26 protein-coding genes and 3 pseudogenes are annotated in these 23,602 nt (G+C 73.7%); 17 read left to right on the top strand and 12 right to left on the bottom strand.

Translation table 11 applies throughout. The features are described 5' to 3' along the window. Positions 1-75 precede the first annotated feature (75 nt). The 3 genes from ACFV5N_RS09220 to pdhA are packed head-to-tail and all read right to left on the bottom strand — an operon-like array spanning position 76 to position 3,505. Positions 76-1,359, bottom strand: coding sequence for a dihydrolipoamide acetyltransferase family protein (locus ACFV5N_RS09220; RefSeq protein ID WP_385596209.1), 1,284 nt, complete (start codon positions 1,357-1,359; stop codon positions 76-78). Between the two features lie 5 nt (positions 1,360-1,364). Continuing rightward, complete coding sequence (locus ACFV5N_RS09215) at positions 1,365-2,366, bottom strand: alpha-ketoacid dehydrogenase subunit beta (protein WP_385596206.1); 1,002 nt, start codon at positions 2,364-2,366, stop codon at positions 1,365-1,367. Continuing rightward, positions 2,363-3,505 (bottom strand): pyruvate dehydrogenase (acetyl-transferring) E1 component subunit alpha, encoded by a 1,143-nt coding sequence (gene pdhA, locus ACFV5N_RS09210; protein ID WP_385596203.1) that lies wholly within the window; start codon positions 3,503-3,505, stop codon positions 2,363-2,365. The genes ACFV5N_RS09215 and pdhA overlap by 4 nt, the downstream gene beginning before the upstream one ends. Before the next feature lie 149 nt (positions 3,506-3,654). Here pdhA and ACFV5N_RS09205 point away from each other — a divergent pair, with 149 nt between their 5' ends. Continuing rightward, positions 3,655-4,173 carry an Lrp/AsnC family transcriptional regulator gene (locus ACFV5N_RS09205; protein ID WP_385596201.1) on the top strand — a complete coding sequence of 173 codons (519 nt, stop codon included), beginning with the start codon at positions 3,655-3,657 and terminating at the stop codon, positions 4,171-4,173. A gap of 93 nt (positions 4,174-4,266) precedes the next feature. Then, positions 4,267-4,899 (top strand): dihydrofolate reductase family protein, encoded by a 633-nt coding sequence (locus ACFV5N_RS09200; protein WP_385596199.1) that lies wholly within the window; start codon positions 4,267-4,269, stop codon positions 4,897-4,899. Positions 4,900-4,932: 33 nt separating this feature from the next. On the opposite strand, the gene ACFV5N_RS09195 is transcribed toward ACFV5N_RS09200, so the two are convergent. The 3 genes from ACFV5N_RS09195 to ACFV5N_RS09185 form a co-directional block, all read right to left on the bottom strand. Then, on the bottom strand, positions 4,933-5,319 hold the full coding sequence (locus ACFV5N_RS09195) for a hypothetical protein (protein WP_385596196.1): 387 nt from the start codon (positions 5,317-5,319) through the stop codon (positions 4,933-4,935). Positions 5,320-5,456: 137 nt separating this feature from the next. Next, on the bottom strand, positions 5,457-6,632 hold the full coding sequence (locus ACFV5N_RS09190; RefSeq protein WP_385596193.1) for a nitric oxide synthase oxygenase: 1,176 nt from the start codon (positions 6,630-6,632) through the stop codon (positions 5,457-5,459). Positions 6,633-6,766: 134 nt separating this feature from the next. Beyond that, a complete protein-coding gene (locus ACFV5N_RS09185) occupies positions 6,767-7,393 on the bottom strand; it encodes a TetR/AcrR family transcriptional regulator (RefSeq protein ID WP_385596191.1) in 627 nt (208 codons plus the stop codon). A gap of 109 nt (positions 7,394-7,502) precedes the next feature. On the opposite strand from ACFV5N_RS09185, the gene paaN reads away from it, so the two are divergent. Next, positions 7,503-9,146 (top strand): phenylacetic acid degradation protein PaaN, encoded by a 1,644-nt coding sequence (gene paaN / locus ACFV5N_RS09180; protein ID WP_385596188.1) that lies wholly within the window; start codon positions 7,503-7,505, stop codon positions 9,144-9,146. 8 nt (positions 9,147-9,154) lie between these two features. Then, the gene (locus ACFV5N_RS09175; RefSeq protein ID WP_385596185.1) at positions 9,155-10,132 is read left to right on the top strand and encodes a GlxA family transcriptional regulator; all 978 of its coding nucleotides are present in this window, start codon (positions 9,155-9,157) and stop codon (positions 10,130-10,132) included. Positions 10,133-10,154: 22 nt separating this feature from the next. On the opposite strand, the gene ACFV5N_RS09170 is transcribed toward ACFV5N_RS09175, so the two are convergent. Further along, positions 10,155-10,664, bottom strand: a complete 510-nt coding sequence (locus tag ACFV5N_RS09170) for a MarR family winged helix-turn-helix transcriptional regulator (protein WP_385596182.1) — start codon at positions 10,662-10,664, stop codon at positions 10,155-10,157. A 180-nt stretch (positions 10,665-10,844) separates the two neighbouring features. On the opposite strand from ACFV5N_RS09170, the gene ACFV5N_RS09165 reads away from it, so the two are divergent. Further along, positions 10,845-12,080, top strand: coding sequence for an FAD-dependent monooxygenase (locus ACFV5N_RS09165; protein ID WP_385596179.1), 1,236 nt, complete (start codon positions 10,845-10,847; stop codon positions 12,078-12,080). 255 nt (positions 12,081-12,335) lie between these two features. Here ACFV5N_RS09165 and ACFV5N_RS09160 read toward each other — a convergent pair whose 3' ends face one another. Continuing rightward, positions 12,336-12,791, bottom strand: coding sequence for a hypothetical protein (locus ACFV5N_RS09160; RefSeq protein WP_385596176.1), 456 nt, complete (start codon positions 12,789-12,791; stop codon positions 12,336-12,338). Between the two features lie 93 nt (positions 12,792-12,884). Continuing rightward, positions 12,885-13,106 (bottom strand): annotated as a pseudogene (locus tag ACFV5N_RS09155) (DUF4287 domain-containing protein); the annotation flags it as partial. A gap of 134 nt (positions 13,107-13,240) precedes the next feature. On the opposite strand from ACFV5N_RS09155, the gene ACFV5N_RS09150 reads away from it, so the two are divergent. From ACFV5N_RS09150 to ACFV5N_RS09140, 3 genes are all read left to right on the top strand, one after another. Then, on the top strand, positions 13,241-14,455 hold the full coding sequence (locus ACFV5N_RS09150) for a helix-turn-helix domain-containing protein (protein ID WP_385596173.1): 1,215 nt from the start codon (positions 13,241-13,243) through the stop codon (positions 14,453-14,455). A 66-nt stretch (positions 14,456-14,521) separates the two neighbouring features. After that, positions 14,522-14,686 (top strand): hypothetical protein, encoded by a 165-nt coding sequence (locus ACFV5N_RS09145; RefSeq protein ID WP_385596171.1) that lies wholly within the window; start codon positions 14,522-14,524, stop codon positions 14,684-14,686. After that, positions 14,686-14,958, top strand: coding sequence for a hypothetical protein (locus ACFV5N_RS09140; protein WP_385596169.1), 273 nt, complete (start codon positions 14,686-14,688; stop codon positions 14,956-14,958). Before ACFV5N_RS09145 ends, ACFV5N_RS09140 begins: the two co-directional genes overlap by 1 nt. A 126-nt stretch (positions 14,959-15,084) precedes the next feature. On the opposite strand, the gene ACFV5N_RS09135 is transcribed toward ACFV5N_RS09140, so the two are convergent. Genes ACFV5N_RS09135 through ACFV5N_RS09125 form a run of 3 tightly spaced genes read right to left on the bottom strand, consistent with a single transcriptional unit; the run spans position 15,085 to position 17,803 of the window. Beyond that, positions 15,085-15,828, bottom strand: coding sequence for a TrmH family RNA methyltransferase (locus ACFV5N_RS09135; protein WP_385596166.1), 744 nt, complete (start codon positions 15,826-15,828; stop codon positions 15,085-15,087). Further along, positions 15,825-17,084 carry an HTTM domain-containing protein gene (locus tag ACFV5N_RS09130; RefSeq protein WP_385596163.1) on the bottom strand — a complete coding sequence of 420 codons (1,260 nt, stop codon included), beginning with the start codon at positions 17,082-17,084 and terminating at the stop codon, positions 15,825-15,827. The genes ACFV5N_RS09135 and ACFV5N_RS09130 overlap by 4 nt, the downstream gene beginning before the upstream one ends. Then, on the bottom strand, positions 17,081-17,803 hold the full coding sequence (locus tag ACFV5N_RS09125) for a DUF5819 family protein (RefSeq protein WP_385596160.1): 723 nt from the start codon (positions 17,801-17,803) through the stop codon (positions 17,081-17,083). Before ACFV5N_RS09125 ends, ACFV5N_RS09130 begins: the two co-directional genes overlap by 4 nt. 142 nt (positions 17,804-17,945) lie before the next feature. On the opposite strand from ACFV5N_RS09125, the gene paaA reads away from it, so the two are divergent. From paaA to ACFV5N_RS09080, 9 genes and pseudogenes are all read left to right on the top strand, one after another. Beyond that, positions 17,946-18,923: a 1,2-phenylacetyl-CoA epoxidase subunit PaaA gene (paaA, locus tag ACFV5N_RS09120; RefSeq protein ID WP_385596158.1), complete on the top strand. Its 978-nt coding sequence runs from the start codon at positions 17,946-17,948 to the stop codon at positions 18,921-18,923. Next, positions 18,920-19,216, top strand: a complete 297-nt coding sequence (gene paaB, locus ACFV5N_RS09115) for a 1,2-phenylacetyl-CoA epoxidase subunit PaaB (RefSeq protein WP_385596156.1) — start codon at positions 18,920-18,922, stop codon at positions 19,214-19,216. Before paaA ends, paaB begins: the two co-directional genes overlap by 4 nt. After that, on the top strand, positions 19,213-19,905 hold the full coding sequence (paaC, locus tag ACFV5N_RS09110; protein ID WP_385596153.1) for a 1,2-phenylacetyl-CoA epoxidase subunit PaaC: 693 nt from the start codon (positions 19,213-19,215) through the stop codon (positions 19,903-19,905). The genes paaB and paaC overlap by 4 nt, the downstream gene beginning before the upstream one ends. Then, the gene (paaD, locus tag ACFV5N_RS09105) at positions 19,902-20,432 is read left to right on the top strand and encodes a 1,2-phenylacetyl-CoA epoxidase subunit PaaD (RefSeq protein ID WP_385596150.1); all 531 of its coding nucleotides are present in this window, start codon (positions 19,902-19,904) and stop codon (positions 20,430-20,432) included. Before paaC ends, paaD begins: the two co-directional genes overlap by 4 nt. Before the next feature lies 1 nt (position 20,433). Then, positions 20,434-21,513, top strand: coding sequence for a 2Fe-2S iron-sulfur cluster-binding protein (locus ACFV5N_RS09100; protein WP_385596147.1), 1,080 nt, complete (start codon positions 20,434-20,436; stop codon positions 21,511-21,513). 225 nt (positions 21,514-21,738) lie between these two features. Continuing rightward, a complete protein-coding gene (locus ACFV5N_RS09095) occupies positions 21,739-22,623 on the top strand; it encodes an alpha/beta fold hydrolase (protein ID WP_385596144.1) in 885 nt (294 codons plus the stop codon). Positions 22,624-22,630: 7 nt separating this feature from the next. Next, a complete protein-coding gene (locus ACFV5N_RS09090; RefSeq protein ID WP_385596141.1) occupies positions 22,631-23,212 on the top strand; it encodes a GNAT family N-acetyltransferase in 582 nt (193 codons plus the stop codon). A gap of 30 nt (positions 23,213-23,242) precedes the next feature. Continuing rightward, positions 23,243-23,377, top strand: a pseudogene (locus ACFV5N_RS09085) (daunorubicin/doxorubicin resistance ABC transporter ATP-binding protein DrrA); the annotation flags it as partial. A gap of 28 nt (positions 23,378-23,405) precedes the next feature. Beyond that, positions 23,406-23,602 (top strand): annotated as a pseudogene (locus tag ACFV5N_RS09080) (DUF885 domain-containing protein); the annotation flags it as partial.

Here is a 23,602-nt window from a genome sequence, read left to right as displayed (position 1 = left end):
GAGCTTTTTTTTTTATATCGCCCCCCGCCCCGCCGCCCGGCGCGGGGGGGGGGGGGGGGGGGGGCCCCGCCGCGGTCAGAGGTCGGCGAGCAGGGAGAGCGGGGACTCCACCAGGTCGGCCACATGGCGCAGGAAGCCCCCGGCGACCGCCCCGTCGCAGACCCGGTGGTCGAAGGTGAGGGACAGCTGGACCACCTGGCGTACGGCCAGTTCGCCCTCGTGGACCCAGGGCCTGGGGACGATCCGGCCGACACCGAGCATGGCCGCCTCGGGGTGGTTGAGGATCGGGGTCGAGCCGTCGACGCCGAACACCCCGTAGTTGTTGAGCGTGAAGGTGGAGCCGGTGAGGTCCGCCGGGGCCGGCCTGCCGCTGCGGGCGGACTCGGTGAGGCGGGCGAGTTCGGCGCCGAGTTCCCGGGTGGTACGGCGCTGGGCGTCGCGCAGTACGGGCACCAGCAGGCCGCGGTCGGTCTGGGCGGCGAAACCCAGGTGGACGGCCGGGAAGGTGACGACGGCGTTGGCGGCGGCGTCGAAGGTGGCGTTCAGCCGCGGATAGCGGGCCAGGGCCGCGACGCAGATCCGGGCCAGGACGGCGAGCAGCGGGAGCCCGGTGGCGCGGCGCGCGGCGAGCAGGCCGGTGGCGTCGGCGTCCACCCAGCAGGTGGCGTCCGGGATCTCGGACCTGCTGCGGCTGAGCCGGGCGGCGGCGGTGGCGGCGATGCCGCGCAGCGGGGTGCGCGTCGCCTCGCCGCCCGGTTCCCGGCCGCGCGCGGACAGCGGTTCGGCGGCGGGCGCGGGCCGTGCGGTGCGGGCCTCGACGTCGGCCCGCAGGATCAGGCCGTCGGGCCCCGAACCCCGCACGGTCCGCAGGTCGATGCCGTGGTCACGGGCGAGCTTGCGCACCAGCGGCGAGATCACCGCGACCGCCGGGCGGGCGGTGGCAGCGGCGGGCGGCGCGGGCGGGGGCGGGGGCGGGGTGCCGGGGGAGGTGGTGGTGCCGGTGCCGTAGCCCACCAGGACCTGCCCGGAACCTCCGTCCTGCCGCCCGGCGTCCGGCTGCTCGCCGGGCGGCCGGGCTCCGGTGCCGCCGCCGCTGCCCGTACCCGCGCCCGGGGTGGTCGCCGGGGCGGCGACGCGGACCAGGGGCGAGCCGACCGGGACCTCCTCGCCGACCGCGCCGAACCGCTCCGTCACCACCCCCGCGTAGGGGCAGGGGACCTCGACCATCGCCTTGGCCGTCTCCACCTCCACCACCGGCTGGTCCACCGTCACCTCGTCGCCGACCGCCACCAGCCAGCGCACGATCTCGGCCCCGGTGAGCCCCTCGCCGAGATCCGGGAGGAGAAAGGTCTGCGCCATGGCGTTCACTCCTCCCACTGGAGGCGGGCGACCGCGTCCAGGACCCGGGCGGTGTCCGGCAGATGGTGCCGCTCCAGCAGCGGCGGCGGATACGGGATGTCGTGGCCGGTGACCCGCAGCACCGGCGCGGCCAGGTGGTGGAAGCAGCGCTCGGTGACCCGGGCCGCGATCTCGGCGCCCGGGCCCGCGAAACCGGTCGCCTCGTGCACCACGACCGCCCGGCCCGTCCGCCGTACCTCCGCGCACACCGTCGCGTCGTCGAACGGCACCAGCGTGCGCAGATCGACCACCCCCAGGTCCCAGCCCCGGGTACGGGCGGCCTCCTCCGCCGCGGCCAGGCACAGCGGCAGCGACGGGCCGTAGGTGAGGAGCGTGGCCGAGGTGCCGGGCCGGCGCACCACGGCCCGGCCGAGCGGGGGGACCGGCGGCGGCGCGTCCAGATCGACCGCCTCCTTCGACCAGTACAGCCGCTTGGGCTCCAGGAACACCACCGGATCGTCCGAGGCGATGGCCTGCCGCAGCAGCCCGTACGCGTCGGCGACCGTCGCCGGGGTGACCACGTGCAGCCCCGGGGTGGCCATGTAGTACGCCTCGGAGGAGTCGCTGTGGTGTTCCACGCCGCCGATGCCGCCGCCGTACGGGATGCGGATCGTCAGCGGCAGCGGCATCGCGCCCCGGGTGCGGTTGCGCATCCGGGCGACGTGCGAGACCAGTTGCTCGAACGCCGGGTAGGCGAAGGCGTCGAACTGCATCTCCACCACCGGCCGCAGCCCGTACATCGCCATGCCGGTGGCGGTGCCCAGGATCCCCGCCTCGGCCAGCGGCGTGTCGGCGCACCGCTCGGGCCCGAACTCCGCCGCCAGGCCGTCCGTGATGCGGAAGACCCCGCCCAGGGTGCCGATGTCCTCGCCCAGCAGATGGACCGCGGGGTCCTCGGCGAGCGCGTCGCGCAGCGCGCGGCGCAGCGCCTCGGCGAGGGAGGCCGGACGGGCCGCCGTGATCGTCATCGGGTCGTCGCCTCCTGCCGCAGCCGGGCCGCCTGTTCGGCGAGCTGGGGGGTCGGGCGCGCGTAGACGTGGGCGAAGAGGTCGCCCGGGTCGAGGACGGGCTCCGCGTTCAGGCGGGCCCGCATCCCGGCCGCCAGCTCCTCGGCGGCGTCCCGGGCCGCGCGGGCGTGCTCCTCGTCCAGCAGCCCGTGCCGCTCCAGCGCCCCGGTCAGCAGCGGCAGCGGATCGTGTTCGCGCCAGGCGGCGACCTCCGCGTCCTCGCGGTAGCGGGTGGCGTCATCGGCGTTGGTGTGCGCGTCCAGCCGGTAGGTGAGCGCCTCGACGAGCGTCGGGCCGCCGCCGGCGCGGGCGCGCCGTACCGCGTCGGCCAGCACCTCGTACACGGCGGGCGCGTCGTTGCCGTCCACGAGCCGGCCCGGCATGCCGTACCCGACGGCCTTGTGCGCGAGGGTGGGGGCCGCGGTCTGCCGGGCGAGCGGGACGGAGATGGCGAACCCGTTGTTCTGCACCAGGAAGACGACGGGGGCCTGCCAGACGGCCGCGAAGTTCAGGGCCTCGTGGAAGTCGCCCTCCGAGGTGCCGCCGTCGCCCACCATCGCCAGCGCCACCACGTCGTCGCCCCGGAGGCGGGCGGCGTGGGCCAGGCCGACCGCGTGCGGGAGCTGGGTGGCCAGCGGGGTGGCGAGCGGGGCGACGCGGTGCGTGCGCGGGTCGTAGCCGGTGTGCCAGTCGCCGCGCAGCAGCCCGAGCGCGGCGACCGGGTCGAGGCCGCGGGCCACGGTGGCGAGCGTGTCGCGATAGCTGGGGAACAGCCAGTCCTGGTCGGCCAGCACCAGCGCGGCGGCGATCTGGCACGCCTCCTGGCCGGTCGAGGAGGGGTAGACGGCGAGCCGGCCCTGCCGGGTGAGGGCGGTGGCCTGCTGGTTGTAGCGGCGCCCGAGGACGAGGTGCCGGTGGAGGGTCCGCCACAGTGCGCGGTCGGAGCCTTCGGGCCGTTCGCGGTCGGTGCCGATCCGGTGGTACGGCTCGGTCTCCGGGAGCAGCGGCGCCGGATCGGTCCGGGGCGGGCGGCGCCAGGGTGGTACCGGATCCTGCCCCGCGGTCCGTGACGACGCCGGTGGTTCGTGCAGCACGGTCATGTCCGCGCCTCCCCTCTCACGCCTCCGTCTCCCTACCGATTGTTCGGTCGCCGAGGCAGGTTGGCCAGAGCCGCTCGGGCGCTGTGGACCGCTGGCCCCGATTGCCGTGCTATGGGTGCAGGACGTCCAGAAAGGGGAGGCTGCTCCATATGCCGGATGACCAGATGACTCCGAACCCCGCCAGACCCCTCGACCCCATTGACAGCGCCATCCTGCTGCACCTGCGGGCGGACGGGCGGGCCTCCATCCGCGAGGTCGCGCAGCGGGTGCACATCTCCCGGGCGAACGCGTACGCGCGCATCAACCGGATGCTCGCGAGCGGGGTGATCCGGGGGTTCACGGCCCGGGTGGATCACGAGCGGGCCGGGCAGGGTGCCGCCGCGTACATCACGCTGAAGATCGTCCAGGACAGCTGGCGCACGGTGCGGGCCCGGCTCGAACGGCTGCCGGGGGCGGCGCACATCGCCCTGGTCAGCGGGGACTTCGATGTGCTGCTGCTGGTGCACACCCGGGACAACCGGGAGCTGCGGGAACTGGTGCTGACCAGGATCCAGGCGATACCGGAGGTGATCAGCACCCGGACGCTACTGGTGTTCGAAGAAACGGATCTGCTGCCCGAACGGCGGCCGGTGCGGCAGATCGAGAAGACACCGCCCGAACGCCGGTGAGCTGCCGCCCGGTGCCGGGTCCGTGCCGTGAGAGAACGGGACCACACGATCACCGGGCTGCCGGGATCACCGACATCGGAGACGGAGCACACCATGGCCGGCACCCTGGTCACCCTGCACACCTTCCTCACGCTCGACGGCGTCATGCAGGCGCCGGGCGGGCCGGAGGAGGACACCAGCGGCGGGTTCGAGCACGGCGGCTGGAGCGTGCCGTACGCGGACGAGGAGTTCGGCGCGGCGGTGGACGCCTGGTTCCGGCGCGGGGAGGGCTATCTGCTGGGCCGCCGGACGTACGACATCTTCGCCGGGTACTGGCCGCACGTGACCGATCCGGCGGAGTCGCCGATCGCGGAGAAGCTGAACGGGCTGCCCAAGTACGTGGCGTCGCGCACACCTGGGCTGCCCCTGGAGTGGCAGCACTCGACGCAGCTCGGCCCGGACGTGGTGGCGGAGGTGACCGCGCTGAAGCAGCGGGAGCCGCGCCATCCGGGCGGTGAACTCCAGATCCACGGCAGCGGCGACTTCGCGCGCACGCTGCACGCGGCCGGGTTGATCGACGTGTACCGCCTGTTCGTGTACCCGGTGGTGCTGGGCAGCGGCAAGCGGCTCTTCCCGGAGGGCAGCACCCCGGCGGCGCTGACGCTGGTCGACTCCTCCCTCACCTCGACGGGGGTGACGATCCAGACCTACCACCCGGCGGGCAAGCCGGCCTACGGCTCCTTCTGACCGGCCCGCCCGGACGGCGGGCGCGCCGGGTGTCTAGCCCAGTTCCTTGGTGTCGAGCGTGATGCCGAACGGCTCGGGCAGCTCGATGGGCGTACCGAACGGGTGCGGGCCGTCGACTCGGCTGTAGCCCAGCTCGCCCGGGTGGCTGAAGAGCGAGCAGGAGCGCTCCTGCCGGTCCACCAGCAGATACAGCGGGGCGCGGTATTCCGCGTAGCGCCGGCGCAGGGCCGGGACCAGTTGGTCCCGGATGAGGTCGGCGGCGTTCTCCTGGTCCCAGCTCGGTGACACCGGCTCGATGGCCCCTTCGATGACTTCGGTCCGGTCTCCCCGGATGTGCTGGATCGCGTACTTGAGCGCGGTCTCGGGGTCGGATGCCTCATAGGCGTGGGGATCCCGGTATCCCTCGGGCTGGACGCTCACCGATCCTCCAAGAAGCGTGCCGCGGTCGCGGAAGCGGCCTTCTCCTGTTTACGTCATGCCAGGCCCGGCCGGAGCCCCAGGAGACAAGGTCCACTCGAACGGGTGTTCAGTCCGTCGATTCTGTTGACCGCCGCAGGTCAGTACGTGTCGTGCTGGACCGGGCACTTGCCCTCGCTCAGTGCCTTCGCCTCCTCGTCCAGGTAGAAGTTCGGCCGCAGGTCCGCCTCGTCGTAGTAGCGGTGGAAGACCGGGGTGAGGCCGCCGGAGACCGGGGGGACGATCCAGGACCAGTCGGCCGGGACGATGCGGCCGGCCGCCTCCTCGCGGGCGAGGTGGGTGAGGAAACGTTCCGACTCGGTGTGGTGGTCGGAGATCTTCACGCCCGCCTTGGCGAAGGAGTGCAGGACGGCGATGTTCAGTTCGACCAGCGCGCGGTCGCGCCACAGCGAGGTCTCGCGGCTGGTGTCCAGGTGCAGCAGCCGGCCGATGACGGGCAGCAGGTTGTAGCGGTCGGCGTCCACGAGGTTGCGCGCGCCGATCTCGGTGCCGAGGTACCAGCCGTTGAACGGCGCCAGCGGGTAGTTGATGCCGCCGATCGACAGCCGCATGTGGGAGATCGCCGGGACCGCGTGCCAGCGCAGTCCCATCCGGGTGATCTGCGGGTACTCGGGGTGCTCGATCGGCACCTCCATGACCAGCTCGGGCGGTACGTCGAACAGCTGCGGCTTGTCGCCCGGCACCTGGATGACCAGTGGCAGCAGGTCGAACCAGCCGCCCGGCGCCTGCCACCCCATGCGCCGCACCGTCTCGGTGAAGTCCACGTGCCCCGGGTCCCCGACGACCGAGCCGTCCGGGCCGCGGTAGCCCGCGTACCGGATGAGCTGGCTGTTCCACACCCGCGGCGCCCGCCGGTACGGGGTCTCGGGCGCGAAGACGGAGATGACCGGCCGTATCCGGCCCTCGTTGGTGGCCTGCCGCAGATGGTCGCAGAGGTGGGCGTGGATCTCCTCGGGGGTCCGCGCGGTGCGCCGGTCCAGGACGCGCAGGCTCTTCCAGTACAGCCGGCCGATGCAGCGGCTGGAGTTGCGCCAGGCGACCCGGGCGCCGAAGGTGAGTTCCTCGGTGCTGTGCCGGTACGAGCCGGAGTGCTCGATGTGTTCGCGCACCTGGCGCAGCCGCATGTCCAGCGGCAGCGGCTGGTCGGGGTGCTCCGCGTAGAACAGGCGGAGGAACTCCTCGGCTTCGTTCCAGTCGGCCGCCCCGGTGGTGGTGGTCGCGAGCGGTGTGTGTCCGATGGGACGGTCGGTGTTCATGGACTCCCCGGGGTAGGCGAGCACGGCGGTGCGGCTCGGACAATGCCCCCGTCAATGCAAGTGGTCGGCCGATAACAGTAGTTGATGACTGGCACATGCCGGGTCGCTGTGCCGGTGGCAGCTGCCGCCGGAGCTCAGCGGTGCTGGCGCAGCCCGGCGAACGCCGTGCTGACCACGGCTTCCACCACCGCCTGGTCCACCGGGTCGTCCTGGTCGCCGTGCGGCCGGTACCACTCCGCCACCGAGTTGATCATCCCGAACAGCAGCCGGGCCGCCAGCCGTACGTCCACCTCCGGCCGCAGGTCGCCCTCGGCCGCCGCCTGCCGCAGCAGCGCCGCCACCCGCTGGTCGAACTCCCGGCGGCGGGCCAGCGCCCAGCGTTCGGTGTCGGTGTTGCCGCGTACCCGCAGCAGCAGCGTCACGTACGGCAGCCGCCGCATGAGGACGGCGGTGGTGCGGCGGGTGACGTACTCCAGGCGGTCGATGGCGCGGCCCTGCCGGGCGCCGGGCTCGTCGAGGACGGCGGCGAGTCCGTCCAGCGCGTGGCTGACGGCGCGGCGCAGGAGTTCTTCCTTGCTGCGCACGTGGTGGTAGATGGAGGACTTGGAGATGCCGGCGGCGCGGGAGAGGTGTTCCATCGAGGTGCCGTCGTAGCCGCGCTCGTTGAACACCTGGACCGCGACCTCCAGCAGGGTCTGCGGGGTGTAGGTGTCGCGCTGCGTGCGCGCCGGCTCGGCGCTCCTGTCGCCTCTGGCGGTCACTCGGCTCTTCCTTCCGCGCTCTTGCCCGACCGATCGTTCGGTAGCAGTATCGTCCATGCCCGACCGCCACCCGACCATGACTGCCGCCGACGAGGAGTTGGTCCCGGCCATGACATCTTGGCAGCGCCATCGCGCCACCCTGGACACGGCACTTGAGACTATCCGCACCCGTTCGTACTGGTCCCCGCACCCCGAACACCCCAAGGCCTACGGAGACGGAAGCGCCGGTGCCGCCGCCTTCGCCGCCCTGCGCGACCGCGGCCGGTTCGAGGCACCGGGCCAGCCGGGCACCGACGCCTGGGTCGGCGCCGAGGTCTCCCCGTACGGCTTCCCGCTCGGCATCACCTACCCGCACCCCGACCCCGACGTGCTGCTGCCCGCCATGCTCGCCGGGATCCCGGCCTGGCGCGACGCGGGACCCGAGCGGCGCGCGCTGGTCTGCCTGGAGATCCTGGACCGGATCGCCGCCCGCACCCCCGAGTTCGCGCAGGCCGTGATGCACACCACCGGCCAGGCGTACGTCATGGCCCTCCAGGCCGGCGGCCCGCACGCCCAGGACCGCGGTCTGGAGGCGATCGCCCACGCCTACGCGGAACAGACCCGCCTCCCCGGGCGCGCCGAGTGGGCCAAGGAGCAGGGCCGGCGCGGCACGCTCCGCATGATCAGCGACTACACCCCGGTGCCCGTGGGCATCTCGCTGCTCATCGGCTGCAACACCTTCCCCACCTGGAACGGCTTCCCCGGCTTCTTCGCCTCCCTCGCCACCGGCAATCCGGTGCTGGTCAAGCCGCACCCGCGTGCCGTCCTGCCGCTGGCGCTCCTGGTGCGGATCGCCCGCGAGACGCTCGCCGAGGCCGGTTTCGACCCGAACCTGGTGGCGCTCGCCGCCGAGGCCGAGGGCGAGGGCAGCGCGAAGACGCTGGCGCTGCGCCCCGAGGTGGCGCTGATCGACTACACCGGCTCCACCGAGTTCGGCGACTGGCTGGAACAGCACGCCGTCCAGGCCCGGGTGTTCACCGAGAAGGCCGGGGTGAACACCGTCGTCATCGACTCCACCGACGACTACCGGGGCATGCTCGGCAACCTCGCCTTCTCGCTCTCCCTCTACAGCGGCCAGATGTGCACCGCCCCGCAGAACCTGCTCATCCCGGCCGAGGGCATCACCACCGAGAACGACGGGCACCGCACCTTCGACGAGGTCGTCGCCGATCTCGCGGGCGCGGTCGACCGGCTGCTCGGCGCCGACACCCGCGCCGCCGGACTGCTCGGCGCCATCGTCAACCCGGCGGTCACCGAGCGGCTGGAGCGGGCGGCCGGGCTCGGCGAGGTCGCCCTCGCCTCGCGCGCCATCGGCCACCCCGAACACCCCGAGGCGACGATCCGCACCCCGCTGATCGTCAAGCGAAAAGAACCGGTCGAGAGCGAGCACTTCGGTCCGATCGCCTTCGCCATCGCCACCGCCTCCACCCGCGACGCGCTGGAGGTGCTGCGCCGCACCCTGCGCACCCGCGGCGCCATGACCGTCTCCGGCTACACCACCGCGCCCGAGGTCGAACGCGCCCTCATCGGGGTCTGCCTCGACGAACGCGCCCAGCTCTCCCTCAACCTCACCGGCGATGTCTTCGTCAACCAGACCTCCGCCTTCGCCGACCTGCACGGCTCCGGCGGCAACCCGGCCGCCAACACCGCGCTGGTGGACGCCGCGTTCATCACCCCCAGGTTCCGTACGGTGCAGGTGCGCCGGCCCGGATAATCCGGGGTATGACCGAACCCCACACGGTGGCGGTGGTCGCCCTCGAAGGGGTCGTGCCGTCCGACCTGTCGAACCCGGTGGACACCTTCGGCTGGGCCAGGCTCCCGGACGGCCGCCCCGCCTACCGGGTGCGGGTGTGCGGGACGCAGCCGGGCGCGGAGATCACGGCCGGGCCGTTCACCGTACGGGTCGGATACGGTCTCGACGCCCTCGCCGACGCGGACACGGTGGTGCTCTGCGGCGTGGACGAGCCCCCCGACCCGCTGCCGCCCGGGGTCCGCGCGGCGGTGCGCGGCGCGTACGACCGGGGCGCGCGCGTCGCCTCCATCTGCACCGGCGCCTTCCTGCTGGCGGCCACCGGACTGCTCGACGGGCAGCGCGCCACCACGCACTGGCTGGGCGCCGCCGAACTCGCCCGCCGCTACCCGGCGGTCACCGTCGACCCCGGGGTGCTGTACGTCGACAACGGCCGCACTCTCACCTCGGCCGGTGTCTCCGCCGGACTCGACCTGTGCCTGCACATGATCCGCGGCGACTTCGGCGCTGCGGTCGCCGCCGACGTGGCCCGGATGGCGGTCAGCCCCCTCGAACGCGACGGCGGCCAGGCCCAGTTCATCAACCACGAGCCCCCCGCACCCGACGGCGCCTCGCTGGAGCCGCTGCTGGCCTGGCTGCGGGAGAACGCCCACCGCGAACTGACCCTGGCCGACATGGCCGCCCGGGCCGCCCTGTCGGTGCGCACCCTCAACCGGCGGTTCCGCGAACAGACCGGCACCACCCCGCTGCGCTGGCTCCAGCGCACCCGCGTCCGGCAGGCCCAGTATCTGCTGGAGAGCACCGACCGGCCGGTGGAACGGATCGCGGCCGAGGTGGGCTGCGGCTCGGCGACGGCTTTCCGCGACGCCTTCAAACGGGTCGTCGGGGTCAGCCCACAGGCGTACCGGAGGGCCTTCCGTTCCCCGGACCGGGGCCGGTGCGGTGCGTGAGCGGGTACGCGGGTGGCCGCCGTTACGTCTGCTCCTCCTCCGGCAGTGCCAGCCGGGCCGTCACGTCGTCGGCGAAGCGGGCGAGGAGGCGGAGGAGGTCGTCGCGGTCCTGCCGGGGCCAGTCGGCGAGGACCTCGGCGAACCAGCCGAGCAGTGAGGCGATGTAGCGGTGGGCGACCTCGTTGCCCGCCTCCGTGGGCTCGATGAGGCTCGCGCGGCGGTCGTGGGGGTCGGCGATGCGGCGCACGAGATGGCGCTTCTCCAGGGCCTGGACCTGGCGGGTGACGTGGGGGCCCACGACCTGCATGCGGTCGGCGATCTCCCCGATGCGCAGGGGACTCCCGGCCGCGAGCAGGGACACCAGCACCCCCACGGCGGGGCGGTCCAGGGACGGGCTGGCCGCCTGCGCGGCACGATCGACGAGCCGGCCCTTGTTGAGCGCGGAGCTGAGCCGGGTGAGCCGGGGCAGCACGGCGATCAGGTCGTCGGGCGAGAGACCGGGCGCGGGCTCTCCGGGGGACTCGGGGGCCATGGCACCTCCATTTGCATACCTGAGTTAGGTATCTATATCGTGGGGACGGAGCCGGGGCACCGAAAAGTGCCGTACGGCCTCATAAAGGATACCTAAGGTACGTATTTTTTGGCGCCTCCTCCGGGGCGCGCCGCGTACTGCCTCCGTGCCGGGTCCGCCCGGCGGAAAGGTGCCATTCCCATGACGCACCCGAAGTCCACGCCTGCGTCCGCCCCCCGTCGCGTACTGATCTCCGGGGCCAGCATCGCCGGTCCCACCCTCGCCTACTGGCTCGACCGGTACGGCTTCGAGGTGACCGTCCTCGAAAAGGCCGCCGCCGTCCGCGGCGGCGGCTACGCGATCGACATCCGGGGCACGGCCCGGGAGGTCGTGGACCGCATGGGCCTGCTGCCGCGACTGCGCGAGGCCCACATCGACACCCGCCGGATCTCCTTCCTCGACGCCGCCGGGGACACGGTCGGCGCGGTGCAGCCCGAGCAGGTGACCGGCGGCGAGAGCGGCCAGGACCTGGAGGTCCGGCGCGGCGACCTGGCCGACGCCCTCTACGCGCCGCTGCGGGACCGCGTCGAGTTCCTGTTCAGCGACTCGATCGCCACCCTGGACGACGACGGGGACGCTGTGCACGTCGTCCTGGACAGCGGCACGCACCGCACGTTCGACCTCGTGATCGGCGCGGACGGACTGCACTCGAACACCCGCCGGCTGGTCTTCGGACCCGAGGAGCCCTTCCACAGCTACCTCGGGCACGTCTTCGCGGGGTTCACCCTGCCCAACGAACTCGGCCTCTCCCACGAGGCGTTCATCTGGAGCGAGCCGGGGCGCAGCGCGGTCGTCTACGCCTACGAGCCCTCCGAGCCGGTGCACGGGTTCCTGGTCTTCGCGCGGGACACCCCGCCCTTCGAGGCGTTCCGCGACCCGCGTGCCCAGCGCGACCTGGTCGCCGCGCAGTTCCCCGAGCAGGTGTGGCAGGTGCCGCGGCTGGTGGCGGCGATGCGGGCGTCCGAGGACCTGTTCTTCGACATCGTGAGCCAGATCCACCTGCCCGCCTGGTCCCGCGGGCGGGTCGCGCTGGCGGGCGACGCGGCGCACGCGACGTCCTTCCTCTCCGGGCAGGGGTCGAGCGTCGCGCTCGTCGGCGCCTACGTCCTGGCCGGCGAGCTCGCCTCGCGCGCGGACCACGCCGAGGCCTTCGCGGCGTACGAGCACCGGATGCGCCCCTTCGCGGAGCGCAACCAGGCGCTGGCCGGCAGCGGCGGCACGATCGTCATACCGACGACGCGGGCCCAGGTGGACGCCCGCAACGCGCTGCTCCGCGACCCGGAGGCGATGGCGAAGGAACTGGCGTCGGCGGATGCCGAGGCGCGGCGGGCGACGCACTCGTCCCTGACGCTGCCCGAGTACGCGACGGCACGCTGAGCCGCGCGCTCCCGCCCATGTGCTGCTGACGGACGAAGGCCGGGCGCCGCCCGGGCGCCCGGCTCCACCGTCATCGGGGCGGTGTACACGGCGACGGCTGCCGTGCGCCGCCCGTCCGGGAACGGTGCGGACGCGGGGGAGTTCCCGCCGCCGCGGGGCGCGATCCGGACCGCGCGGAAGCTGATCGCGCTCCTGGCCGCCCCCGCGTCCGGCCGGCGGGAGGAGGCGCTGCCCGCCGCCGCCGGACCGACGTGGTCACACCCCGGTCGTCGATCCCGGCCGGACGATCATCAGCACCACCACCACGGCCCACAGCAGGTTGAAGACCCCCACCGTCATGCCGAGTTGCCGGCTCTGCCGGACCGCCGTGTCCCCCTCCGGCGCCAGCAGCCGCTCCTGCACCGGCAGGATGCGGCCCAGCAGCACGGCCGCCGCGGCGGCCGTGAGGACCATGGAGACGATCAGCCAGGCGTCGGTGAGCACCCCGAGCCCGATCGCGGTGGCCACCCCGAACACCGGCACCACGATGCCGACGGCCGCGTACCCCCGGCAGATCCGGTGCAGCATCGCGAGCACGGCCCCCACCTTCTGATCGCCCGGCTCCGCCACGGCCTTGCGCACATACGGCGGGAACATGCTGGCCGCGACGGTCACCGGACCGATCGCGATGATGGCGGCCAGCACATGGACACTGAGCAGAAACTTGTTCACGCCAGGACGCTAGACAGCCGCCCGCCGCACCGGAACGGGCTGGATTGCCACCCTTCCCCGGATTCCCGCCAGCGCGGCACCGGCCCCGGGCCACCGGCTCCGGCCCTCCGCGAGGGTGTGCGCGACCAGGGCGTTCGCGTGGCCGTGCCCCATACCGTGCTCGCTCTTGAGCCGGGCCACCAGCTCCATGTGCTTCGCCAGGGGCGATTCCCGGACCAGCTTCCGCCAGTCGCCGACCGGCCGCCCGTACGTCTTCTCGATCGCCGGAAAGCAACGCGCGGGACCCTTCACCGTCCGAAGCCTCGCACCCCCCACTGACAACGCCCGCCGGGCCGGCTGCGGGCCCCTGCCGCGAGGGCCGAGGTGCTGAACTGGCACTTCCTTTCGGACGTTCACCGAGGCACACCGGGGCCGGTGCTATCCGGCCCCGACCGGCGTAGCGTGGTGTCATGGCAGGTGAGCACCTGGGTGACCGGCTGGCCAGGTTGCGGCGGATCGGGGATCTGACGCAGGAACGGTTGGCGGAACGAGCGGGCGTGTCCGTCGATGTGGTGCGGAAGCTGGAGCAGCGACGGAAGCATTCCGCGCGGCTGCCCACGCTGCACGCGCTGGCGCGTGGGCTCGGTGTCGAACTGACCGCCCTGCTGGGCGATCCGCCTGCGGTGCCCTCCACCGGTGAGGTCGAGCCGCCGCAACTGGTGGCGATCCGCCGGGCGATCCTGCCACCGATGTTCGCCGCGCCGCCGGAGCCGAGCGGGCCCGAACGGCTGTCGCTGCCGCTGGTGTTCGCCGAGATCACCGAAGCCTGGACGCTGTACCACGCCGCCGCGTTCGGCCGTCTGATGGAGTTGCTCCCGGGGCTGATCGCCGACGCGCGCTTCGTCGCAGCGGTCGGGAGCCCGGACGAGCGTGCCGCCGGTCAGGCCGCGCTGGCCAAGGCGCTCCAGTTGGGCGGGCATCTGGCCATCCGGCTGGGGAAGTCGGATCTCGCCATCTCCAGCCTCGAACGTGCCATGAGCGCCGCCGAGGCGTCGTCCGACCCGCTGCTCCCTCCGATGATCTGCAACTCGGTGGCCTGGGCCTACCAGCGGCAGAACCGGCTCGATGACGCGGGCCACCTCGCGGTCGGCGCCGCCGACAGGGCGGAGCGTGCGGAGGGAAACACGGCGGAGAGCGTCCGGGTGCGGGGCAGCCTGCTGATGTCGGCCGCCACCAGTTCCGCGCGAGCCGGCGACTACGACCGTGCCCGCGACATGATGGGGGTGGCCGAGCACTTGGCGGGCTCCCTCGGCGCGCTGCCGCCTGCGGCCAACGGCAAGCTCGTCTCGGTCTTCAGCCGGTCGTCGGTGCGCATCGAACGGGTCCGCTTGGCGGTGCAGCACGAACGCCCCGAGGAAGCGCTCGGTCTGGCACGCGGGTTGCGGCTGAGCCGGGACATCCCGGTCTCGTGGCGGACCTGGCTTCTGCTGGACGTGGCGCGCGCCTACACCGACCTGGGGAACGCCGAACGCGCGGTCCGGACGCTGGAGTCGTTGCGCCGAGCGGCCCCTGGCTGGATGCGGCACCACACCCTCGCGGTCGCGGTGGTGAGCGATCTCTGGGCGGGTCCGGTGCGTCCGCCGGGGTTGCGCAAGCTGGCGGTGGAACTGGGGGTCGCCGGGTGACAGCGCCCGGAAAGTGGGACGTTCCGTCCCTGTAGCGCACGGTGGCGGTGCGGCCACGCTGTGAGCATGGATGAACAGGACGAGCGCCCCGCTGTGGGCGCACTGGTGCGGGATACGGTCACGCGGCGCACCGGCAGGGTGATGGCTCACCAGTCGGGGCGGGTCTGGCTGCGGCCCGAGGGCGGGGGCCGGGAGTGGGCGGCGCTGCCGGAGGACGTGGAGGCGCTGTGATGCGCCTGGTCGTGGGCGGTGCCGCGTGGGTGCTGGGGGAGCAGACGGGGGAGGGGGTGCCCCGGGGGATCTTCCGGACCGTGTGCCTCACGTGCGGGGCGGAGTCGGGGGCGGTGGACGACGAGTCGGTGCGGGTGGAGCGCTGGGCGCTGGCCCACACCGGGGCGCTGCCAGCCCACCGGCGGTACCGGCTGGTCAGCGAGTGGTTCCTGCGGGTGGACCCGGCGGACGGCAATCCGCTGCGGGAGCTGGAACGGGGCCCGGGCGCATGAGGCGGCCGGACGGTGGCGGCGTGTGCCGCGCGTGCGGCGGGGCGGTCGACCCGTACCGGGCCGGCCCCACGGCCGGGGGGCTGCTGTTCCTGGGCGGTGTTGCCTGTGCCGTGGGTCTGGCCGGGCTCATCGGCCTGGTGCTGGGCCTGCTGGACCCGCCGGGGAGGTGCTGAGCCAGTGGTAGAGGGTCATCGCGACGCTGGTCGCCAGGTTGTAGCTGGACACCTCGGGCCGCATGGGCAGCGCGATGAGGTGGGTGGCGCGGGCGCGGGTCGCCGCGGTGAGGCCGTGGCGTTCGGAGCCGAAGGCCAGCAGGGCGTCCGGCGGGATGGGCCCGGCCAGGGTCCGGATGTCCTGGCCCTCCGGGTCGAGGGCGTACAGCGGTCCGGGCGGCAGTTCGTCCGGGCTGGTGCGCCGGGTGACGGGCAGCGCGAAGTGGAGTCCGGCGGCGGCGCGTACCGCGTGCGGGTGCCAGGGGTCGGTGGTGCCGGTGGTGATGACCCCGCCGGCGCCGGTGCCCGCCGCCAGCCGGACGACGGCGCCGATGTTGCCGAGGTGGCGCGGGTTGTCGAGGACGACGGTGGGGGCGGTGCGCCCGGTCGCGGGCACGTCGGCGGTGGGGCGCACCGCCAGGGCGGCGACGCCGGTGGGGTGGACGCGGGGGGTGAGCGCCGTCAGGGCCTCGGGTCCGGCCGGCTCCAGCAGGGCGTCCAGCCGGTCGGTGAGGTCGGGGGCGAGCTGCCGGGCCAGGTCGAGCGCCGCCGCCTTGTCGGTGGTCAGCGCCCGTTCGATGTGCGCGCCGAAGCGCAGGGCGTGCTTGAGGGCGTGGAAGCCGTCGAGGACGACGGTGGGTTCGTCCGGTTCCGTCATGGCCGGTCCGCCCAGGCGGGGGTGGTCCGGCCGCTCTGCTGCGGGATCGGTACGGCGGCGGCCGGGGCGGGCGGCGCGTCCGCCGGTGCGGGCGGGCGGCGGCGCAGCAGCCGGTCCCGTACCCGTCCGGTGCGCGAGCCGAGCCACAGCAGGAACGCGGTCGGCAGGAACACCGCGTCCATGGCGATCATCGCGAGCGAGAAGAACGGCAGCCCCATGAGCACCGCGATGCCGATGTGCTCGCCGATCATCAGCACCAGCAGGACGTTCTTGGCCCGCCGGTTGAGCAGCGCGAACAGGAACGCGACCTGCACGAAGACCGTGCCGTACGACAGCGCCATCACCACCAGGCCGCTGGTGCTGAGCGCGTCGGTGAGGGCGGGCCACGGGGTGAAGTAGTCGAGCTGCATGGGGTAGTAGACGGCGGTGCCGTCCTGCCAGCGCGAGCCCTGGATCTTGTACCAGCCGGCCGTCGCGTAGATCAGGCAGACCTGGAACATGATGACGAGGAGCGTGGCGTTGTGGACGAGGTTGCCGAGGATGTCGGCGACCGTGCGCGGCTCGCCGCCCGGCGCGTACCGCTCCAGCAGCCACCAGCCCCCGCACACCAGCCACAGTCCGGCCAGGAACAGCGACCAGACCGGGCTGGTGAGGTTGCCGCTGATCAGCGCCGCCAGCTGGGCGGCGCCGGACAGGGACCAGACGGCGATGCCGGCGCGGTCGGTCCCGCCGGGGCGGGCGCGGCGGCGGGCGTCCAGGGACCACACCTGGGCGCAGCGCGTGAGCACCAGGTACATCGCCATGAGGTGGATGACGTTGTCGCCGCCGTCGCCCATGAAGATGCTGCGGTTCTGGAGGGAGAGCACCCCGAGCATGAAGAGCACGCTCGTCAGCCGGGTGCGCCAGCCCAGCAGCAGGCCGACACTGGCGAGGATGGCGAGGTGGTACACCAGCTCGAACCAGAGCGTGGAGTCGGACCACATGAGCACGGTGAAGGCGCCGTTGTCGGCGAGCAGCCGCTGGGCCATCTCCCAGCTCCACGGGCTGTCGGGCCCGTACAGCTCGGCGCGGTGCGGCCACTCGCGCAGCAGGAAGAACAGCCAGGTGGCGGCGAAGCCGATGCGGACGATCGCGGTCTGGTACGGGCCGAGCGCGCGGCGGGTGATGTGGCCGATGCCGCGGCCGAGGGCGGCGTCGAACTTCTTGCCGAGGCCGGCGAACGGGGAGGGGACGTCGTGCGGTGTGGTGGTGCTCACCGGTTGTTCCTCCCGCCCGGCAGGTCGGCGGCGTCGACCGTGCGCCACTCCAGCTCGTCGTAGCCGGTGGTGGTGTCGATGTTCTCCTCGCTCCAGGAGGGGGCCTGGACGCGGGTGGTGGCGGAGCGCAGCTGGATGCGTTCCACGGTGTCCAGGTCGTAGCCGAAGTTCTCGCCGAGCCGCAGCAGCGCGATGCGGGTGACGTAACTCTCGGAGAGTTCGCCGCGCAGGCCGCGCGGGGCGCCGTCCTCGTCGTGGGAGGAGACGTAGAAGTCCCAGGCGCGGCGCAGTTCGTTCTGGGCCGTGTGGCTGGGGAGCGGGTGGTGCCGGATGTGGGCGATGTCGATGGCGGTGAGATCCAGCCATTCGGTGATCTCGGTGCTGCCGTCCGCCGGGTCGGTGATCTCGGCGCGGACCTCGACGGCGACATTGCGCTGGAGGGGGTTGGGTGCGAACAGTTTCCAGTTCTGTTCGAACTCCGGGTAGATGTAGCCGCGGATGGCCGGGCCGTGATCTTTCATGACCGTGTTGGCCGGTGCCACGAAGAGGAACGCCGCCAGGGCGTGCCAGGCGGCGAAGACGGCGAGCCCGCCGATGCCGAGCGCGACGACCAGCCGCGCGGGCAGCGAGAGGCTGCTGAGCCGTACGGATTCGGTTGGAACGACGTGATCCGCGCGATCCGCCGGACCGCTGTGATCGTCGTGATCGGTTGGCACCATGCCTCGCCGGCTTCCCCCAGACTGCACACGCTTGACCCGAGCACGGTACCTGTCGCACGGCCGCCTTGACACGTTCACGGCCTCCGTCCACCATCGGACCGAACGATCGGTCGGTGAGGATCGACGGAGGGGAGACCGCTCCATGACGGCCGCAGACCCGGACCCCGACACCTTCGAGCGGACGCTGGCCGCCGACGAACGCGTCGAGCCGCGCGACTGGATGCCCGACGCGTACCGGGCCACCCTCGTGCGGCAGATCGCCCAGCACGCCCACTCCGAGATCATCGGCATGCAGCCCGAGGCCAACTGGATCACCCGCGCCCCCTCGCTGCGCCGCAAGGCGATCCTCATCGCCAAGGTGCAGGACGAGGCCGGGCACGGGCTCTATCTGTACGGTGCCGCCGAGACGCTGGGCGTCGCGCGCGAGGACCTGCTCGACGCGCTGCACGAGGGCCGCCAGCGCTACTCCTCGATCTTCAACTACCCCACCCTCACCTGGGCGGACGTCGGCGCGATCGGCTGGCTGGTGGACGGCGCGGCGATCACCAACCAGGTGCCGCTGTGCCGCTGCTCCTACGGCCCGTACGCGCGTGCCATGGTGCGGATCTGCAAGGAGGAGTCGTTCCACCAGCGGCAGGGGTACGAACTGCTGCTCGCGCTCGCCCGGGGCACCGAGGAGCAGCGCGCGATGGCGCAGGACGCCGTCGACCGGTGGTGGTGGCCGTCGCTGATGATGTTCGGGCCGCCGGACGCCGAGTCGCCGCACACCCGGCAGTCGATGGCCTGGAAGATCAAACGGCACTCCAACGACGAACTGCGGCAGCGCTTCGTGGACATCTGCGTCCCGCAGGCCGAGACGCTGGGGCTGACCCTGCCCGACCCCGCGCTGCGCTGGAACGAGGAGCGCGGCCACTTCGACCACGGCCCGATCGACTGGGACGAGTTCAAGGCCGTGCTGCGCGGCGCCGGCCCCTGCAACGAGCAGCGCATCAGCCAGCGGCGCCGGGCGCACGCCGAAGGCGCGTGGGTACGGGAGGCCGCCGCCGCGTACGCGCGCAAGCAGCGGACCCGGCGGACGGCCGACGCACGGCCGGAGCGGGAGCAGGAGGTACCGGCATGAGCGGGCAGGAGACCGCGGACTGGCCGCTGTGGGAGGTGTTCGTCCGGGCCCGGCGCGGCCTCGCCCACGCCCACGCCGGAAGCCTGCACGCCCCCGACGCCGAACTCGCGCTGCGCAACGCCCGCGATCTGTTCACCCGGCGCGGCGAGGGCGTCTCGCTCTGGGTGGTACCGGCGGCGGAGATCACCGCCTCCTCACCGGACGAGAAGGACCCGTTCTTCGCACCGGCCGCCGACAAGACCTACCGGCACCCGACCTTCTACACCGTCCCGGACGGGGTGAAGCACCTGTGAGCGGGGAACCGGCCGTGGACCGCGAAGAATTGCTCGGGCTCGGCGACGACGCGCTCATCCTCTCCCACCGGCTCGCCGAGTGGGCCGGCCACGCCCCGGTGCTGGAGGAGGAGGTGGCGCTGGCCAACATCGCGCTCGACCTGCTCGGCCAGGCCCGGGTGCTGCTGTCCATGGTCGGCGACGAGGACGCGCTGGCGTACCGGCGCGACGCGCGTGAGTTCCGCAACGTCCAGCTGGTCGAGCAGCCGGGCGGCGACTTCGCGCACACCATCGTCCGCCAGCTGTACTTCTCGGTGTGGCAGGAGCTGCGCTACCAGCAGCTCGCCCCCGTCCTGCCGCTGGCGGCCAAGGCGGTGCGGGAGACGGCGTACCACCGCGACCACGCCGAGCACTGGACGCTGCGGCTCGGGGACGGGACGGACGAGAGCCACCGGCGGACCCAGCGGGCCGTGGACGCGCTGTGGCCGTACACCGGTGAGCTGACCGGGCCCGGCGGACTGCCCGGGGAGTGGCTGGCCCGGGTCACCGCCGCCCTGCGCGCCGCCGGGCTCACCGTGCCCGCCGGGCCGCCGCCCCGCACCGCCTGGTCGGCGGGCGGCGGGCGGCAGGGCATCCACACCGAGCCGTTCGGGCGGCTGCTCGCCGAGATGCAGCATCTGCACCGCAGTCACCCGGGGGCGTCCTGGTGACCGGGCGCGGGCAGGCGCGCGCGGACGCGCGGGAGCACGGGCAGGCGCCGGAGCGCGCACGCGGGCGGGAAGCCGAGCTGTACGCCGTGGCCGGTGCCGTCCCCGATCCGGAGCTGCCGGTGCTCACCCTCGCCGAACTCGGCGTGCTCCGCGCCGTCCGGCTGACGGCCGACGGCGGCGCCGAGGTCGAACTGACCCCCACCTACACCGGCTGCCCGGCGGTGGAGACCATGGCCCACGACATCACGGCCGCGCTGCGCGCCGCCGGGGTGCCCCGGGTCGCGGTGCGCACGGTGCTCACCCCGCCGTGGTCCACCGACGACATCACCGACGGCGGACGCCGCAAACTGCGGGCGGCCGGGATCGCCCCGCCGCGCCCCGGCGGGCTGCTCACCCTGGCCATCCACTGTCCGCGCTGCGACGCCGTGGACACCCCCGTGCTCAGCCGGTTCTCCGGGACCGCCTGCATGGAGCTGCGGCGCTGCGCCGCCTGCCGGGAGCCGTTCGACCACATGAAGGAGATCTGAGGTGGCGGCCTTTCACCCGCTGCGGATCGTCCGCCGCGAACAGCTCACGGACGACGCGGTGGCGCTCACCCTCCGGGTGCCGGGGGAGCTGGCCGAGCGGTTCCGGTACGCCGCGGGACAGCACCTGACGGTCCGTCACCATGACGCGGCGGGCGCGGAACTGCGCCGCACCTACTCGGTCTGCGCACCGCCGCCGCGCGGCGGCCCGGTCCGCGAACTCACCATCGGCGTACGGCACATCCCCGGCGGCACCTTCTCCGGCCACGCGGTGAAGGACCTCGACGAGGGGGACACCCTGCAGGTGCTGCCCCCGGCCGGGGGCTTCACCCTCCGCGAGGACGGCCCCGGCGGCGGCCACGCGGTCGCGGTCACCGGCGGCTCCGGCATCACCCCGGTGCTGGCGATCGCCGCCGCCGCCCTGGAGCGCGACCCGGCGGCCCGGTTCACGCTGCTGCGCAGCGAACGCACCGCCGCCGCCGCGATGTTCCTGGAGGCCGTCGCCGAACTCAAGGACCGGTACCCCGGCCGGCTCCAGCTGCTGTACGCCCTCACCCGGGAGGAGCGGCACACCGGCCCGGCCACCGGGCGGCTGGACAGCGCCCGGCTGCGCACCCTGCTGCCCGCGCTGGTCCCGGTCGCCGCGGTCACCGACTGGTACCTGTGCGGGCCGCTCGGACTGATCGAAGCCGCGCGCACGGCGCTTGGCGCGCTCGGGGTGGCCCGCGCCCGGGTGCACGCCGAGCTGTTCCACGCGGGCACGGAAGCGGGCGCGCCACCGCCTCCCGCGCCGGTACCGCACGCCCCCGGCGCACGGCTCACCGCCACCCTCGGCGGCCAGACGGCCACCTGGCCGCCGCGCCCGGGCGAGACCGTACTGGAGACGACCCTGCGCAACCGCCCGGACGCCCCGTACGCCTGCAAGGGCGGCGTGTGCGGCACCTGCCGGGCCCGGCTGCTGCACGGCGAGGTGCGGATGGCGCGCAGCTACGCCCTGGAGGAGGACGAGGTGGCGGCCGGCTACATCCTCCCCTGCCAGTCCCACCCGGCCACGGCCGTCGTCGAGGTCGACTACGACACCTAGAGCCTGTCCGGCGGGTCTTGGTGGATCAGCCCCTCGGCTCCCCCCACCTCCCGGCCGGCGGGGCCGGGAGCGCCGAGGGCCGCAGGGGCCGCCGGACAGGCCCCCGGGGCGGGCACGGCCATCGCCGCGCCCGCCCCACCCACCTCACCCATCCCGCCCGCCGCCCGCCCACCCGCCCGGACAAATCGGCTGCGGCCCCGCCCCCGTTCCGGCAGGATCCCGGATATGCCGACCATCGCCGTATCACCCGGGATCTCCCTCGCCTACGACTGCTTCGGCGACCCCGGCGACCCCCCGGTGCTGCTCGTCATGGGGTTCGGCGCCCAGCTGATCGCCTGGGAGGACGGCTTCTGCCGTGCGCTCGCCGCACGCGGCCGCCGCGTGATCCGCTACGACAACCGCGACTGCGGCCTGTCCACCCGGTTCGACGACCACCCCGTGGACCTGCCGCGCTTCATCGACGCCGTCACCGCCGGGGACCTCCCGGCCGCCCGCGCCATGCTCCCGTACACCTTGCAGGACATGGCCGAGGACGGCCTGGGCCTGCTCACCGCGCTCGGCATCGACCGCGCCCACGTCGTCGGCTCCTCGATGGGCGGCATGATCGCCCAGCTCATGGCCATCACCCACCCCGAGCGGGTGCGGACCCTGACCTCGATGATGTCCACGACCGGCGAGAGCGGGTACGGGCAGACCGGCCCCGAGGCCCTGGCCGCGCTGCTCGCCCCGCAGCCCGCCGACCGCGCGGGCCGGATCGCCGCCGCCGAGCGGCAACTGCTGTGGGCCTCCCGGCGCTACGCCGACCCGGCGGCCCTGCGCGACCTCGCCGCCAGGAGCTACGACCGCGCCCCGGAGCCGCCCGGTGCCGGACGCCAGGTCGGCGCGATGGTGCTGGCCGGCTCCCGCGCGGACGGGCTGCGCGCCCTGCGCGTCCCGACCCTGGTCGTCCACGGCCTGGACGACACCCTCATCGACCCGAGCGGCGGCCGGCGCACCGCCGAACTGGTCCCCGGGGCCGAACTCCTCCTCGTCCCCGACATGGGACACGACCGGCCACCCGCGCTGTGGCCCGTCCTCGTCGACGCCCTCGCCGCCCACACCGCCCGCTGAGCCCGGCATGCGGGACACCGAACGCATGACCCTGCGGCCGTTCACCGGCACGGCGGCCGAGGCGGCGCACATCCTCGCGCTGGACAGCGACCCCGAGGTGATGCGCTGGATCACCGGCGGCCGGCCCACCACGCCGCGCACCGTACGGGAGCGGACCCTGCCCCGGCTGGCCCGCCGGTACGCCTGCCTGGGCGGCCGGCCCGGGTACTGGGCCGCGCACGGCCGGGCGGACGGCGCGTTCCTCGGCTGGTTCGAGCTGCGGCCGGTTGAGGCCGACAGCGCCGCCGTCCTCGAACTCGGCTACCGGCTGACGCGCGCCGCCTGGGGCCACGGCTACGCCACCGAGGGCGCCCGCGCGCTGGTGGCCGCCGCCTTCGCCGACCTCGGCGCCCGCCGCGTCACCGCGAACACCATGGCCGTCAACACCGGATCGCGCCGCGTCATGGAGAAGGCGGGACTGCGCTTCGTCCGCTCGTACACCGGTGACTGGCCCGAGGCCATCCCCGGCTCCGAGCACGGGGAGGTGGAGTACGCGCTGACCGCCCCCGGTCCAGCACCCGCTCGACCGGATCCCGCGCCCCAGGGGTGACACCGGGAACCGGAACACGAGGGGGACCCGTTGGGTCTCGCGATCGAGACAACGGGGCTGGTGAAGACCTTCGGCGCCCAGCGCGCCGTCGACGGGCTCGGCCTGGCCGTGCCGGGGGCGCGGGGTCCACCGTCCTGCCCTATTCGAACAAGGGTTCCTTCCCTTTGGTTCGCGGGTGAAAGAGGATGGCACGATGCAGCACATCGACTCCTCTCCCGCCACCCCGCGCGAGATCGCCGACGGCTACGTCGACGCCCTCGTCGCGCTCAACCCGGTCGTCGGCACTCAACTCGGTGTCACCCCGGACGCGGACGGTTTCCCCGACTACTCCCCCGACGGTCACGCCGCCCTCGCCGAGACCGAACGCGCCACCCTGGCCCGGCTGGACAC

The sequence above is a fragment of the Streptomyces sp. NPDC059853 genome (assembly GCF_042731495.1).
Taxonomy (GTDB): domain Bacteria; phylum Actinomycetota; class Actinomycetes; order Streptomycetales; family Streptomycetaceae; genus Streptomyces.
The sequence above is the reverse complement of the archived record's forward strand: the minus strand, read 5'-3'. Positions and strand labels throughout refer to the sequence as shown.

What these genes read in the sequence shown, in the direction of transcription:
- ACFV5N_RS09220 (WP_385596209.1), bottom strand. Translation starts at nt 1,359, where the DNA reads ATGGCGCAGACCTTTCTCCTCCCGGATCTCGGCGAGGGGCTCACCGGG.
- ACFV5N_RS09215 (WP_385596206.1), bottom strand. Translation starts at nt 2,366, where the DNA reads ATGACGATCACGGCGGCCCGTCCGGCCTCCCTCGCCGAGGCGCTGCGC.
- pdhA (WP_385596203.1), bottom strand. Translation starts at nt 3,505, where the DNA reads ATGACCGTGCTGCACGAACCACCGGCGTCGTCACGGACCGCGGGGCAG.
- ACFV5N_RS09205 (WP_385596201.1), top strand. Translation starts at nt 3,655, where the DNA reads ATGCCGGATGACCAGATGACTCCGAACCCCGCCAGACCCCTCGACCCC.
- ACFV5N_RS09200 (WP_385596199.1), top strand. Translation starts at nt 4,267, where the DNA reads ATGGCCGGCACCCTGGTCACCCTGCACACCTTCCTCACGCTCGACGGC.
- ACFV5N_RS09190 (WP_385596193.1), bottom strand. Translation starts at nt 6,632, where the DNA reads ATGAACACCGACCGTCCCATCGGACACACACCGCTCGCGACCACCACC.
- paaN (WP_385596188.1), top strand. Translation starts at nt 7,503, where the DNA reads ATGACATCTTGGCAGCGCCATCGCGCCACCCTGGACACGGCACTTGAG.
- ACFV5N_RS09175 (WP_385596185.1), top strand. Translation starts at nt 9,155, where the DNA reads ATGACCGAACCCCACACGGTGGCGGTGGTCGCCCTCGAAGGGGTCGTG.
- ACFV5N_RS09170 (WP_385596182.1), bottom strand. Translation starts at nt 10,664, where the DNA reads ATGGCCCCCGAGTCCCCCGGAGAGCCCGCGCCCGGTCTCTCGCCCGAC.
- ACFV5N_RS09165 (WP_385596179.1), top strand. Translation starts at nt 10,845, where the DNA reads ATGACGCACCCGAAGTCCACGCCTGCGTCCGCCCCCCGTCGCGTACTG.
- ACFV5N_RS09150 (WP_385596173.1), top strand. Translation starts at nt 13,241, where the DNA reads ATGGCAGGTGAGCACCTGGGTGACCGGCTGGCCAGGTTGCGGCGGATC.
- ACFV5N_RS09145 (WP_385596171.1), top strand. Translation starts at nt 14,522, where the DNA reads ATGGATGAACAGGACGAGCGCCCCGCTGTGGGCGCACTGGTGCGGGAT.
- ACFV5N_RS09140 (WP_385596169.1), top strand. Translation starts at nt 14,686, where the DNA reads ATGCGCCTGGTCGTGGGCGGTGCCGCGTGGGTGCTGGGGGAGCAGACG.
- ACFV5N_RS09135 (WP_385596166.1), bottom strand. Translation starts at nt 15,828, where the DNA reads ATGACGGAACCGGACGAACCCACCGTCGTCCTCGACGGCTTCCACGCC.
- ACFV5N_RS09125 (WP_385596160.1), bottom strand. Translation starts at nt 17,803, where the DNA reads ATGGTGCCAACCGATCACGACGATCACAGCGGTCCGGCGGATCGCGCG.
- paaA (WP_385596158.1), top strand. Translation starts at nt 17,946, where the DNA reads ATGACGGCCGCAGACCCGGACCCCGACACCTTCGAGCGGACGCTGGCC.
- paaB (WP_385596156.1), top strand. Translation starts at nt 18,920, where the DNA reads ATGAGCGGGCAGGAGACCGCGGACTGGCCGCTGTGGGAGGTGTTCGTC.
- ACFV5N_RS09095 (WP_385596144.1), top strand. Translation starts at nt 21,739, where the DNA reads ATGCCGACCATCGCCGTATCACCCGGGATCTCCCTCGCCTACGACTGC.
- ACFV5N_RS09090 (WP_385596141.1), top strand. Translation starts at nt 22,631, where the DNA reads ATGCGGGACACCGAACGCATGACCCTGCGGCCGTTCACCGGCACGGCG.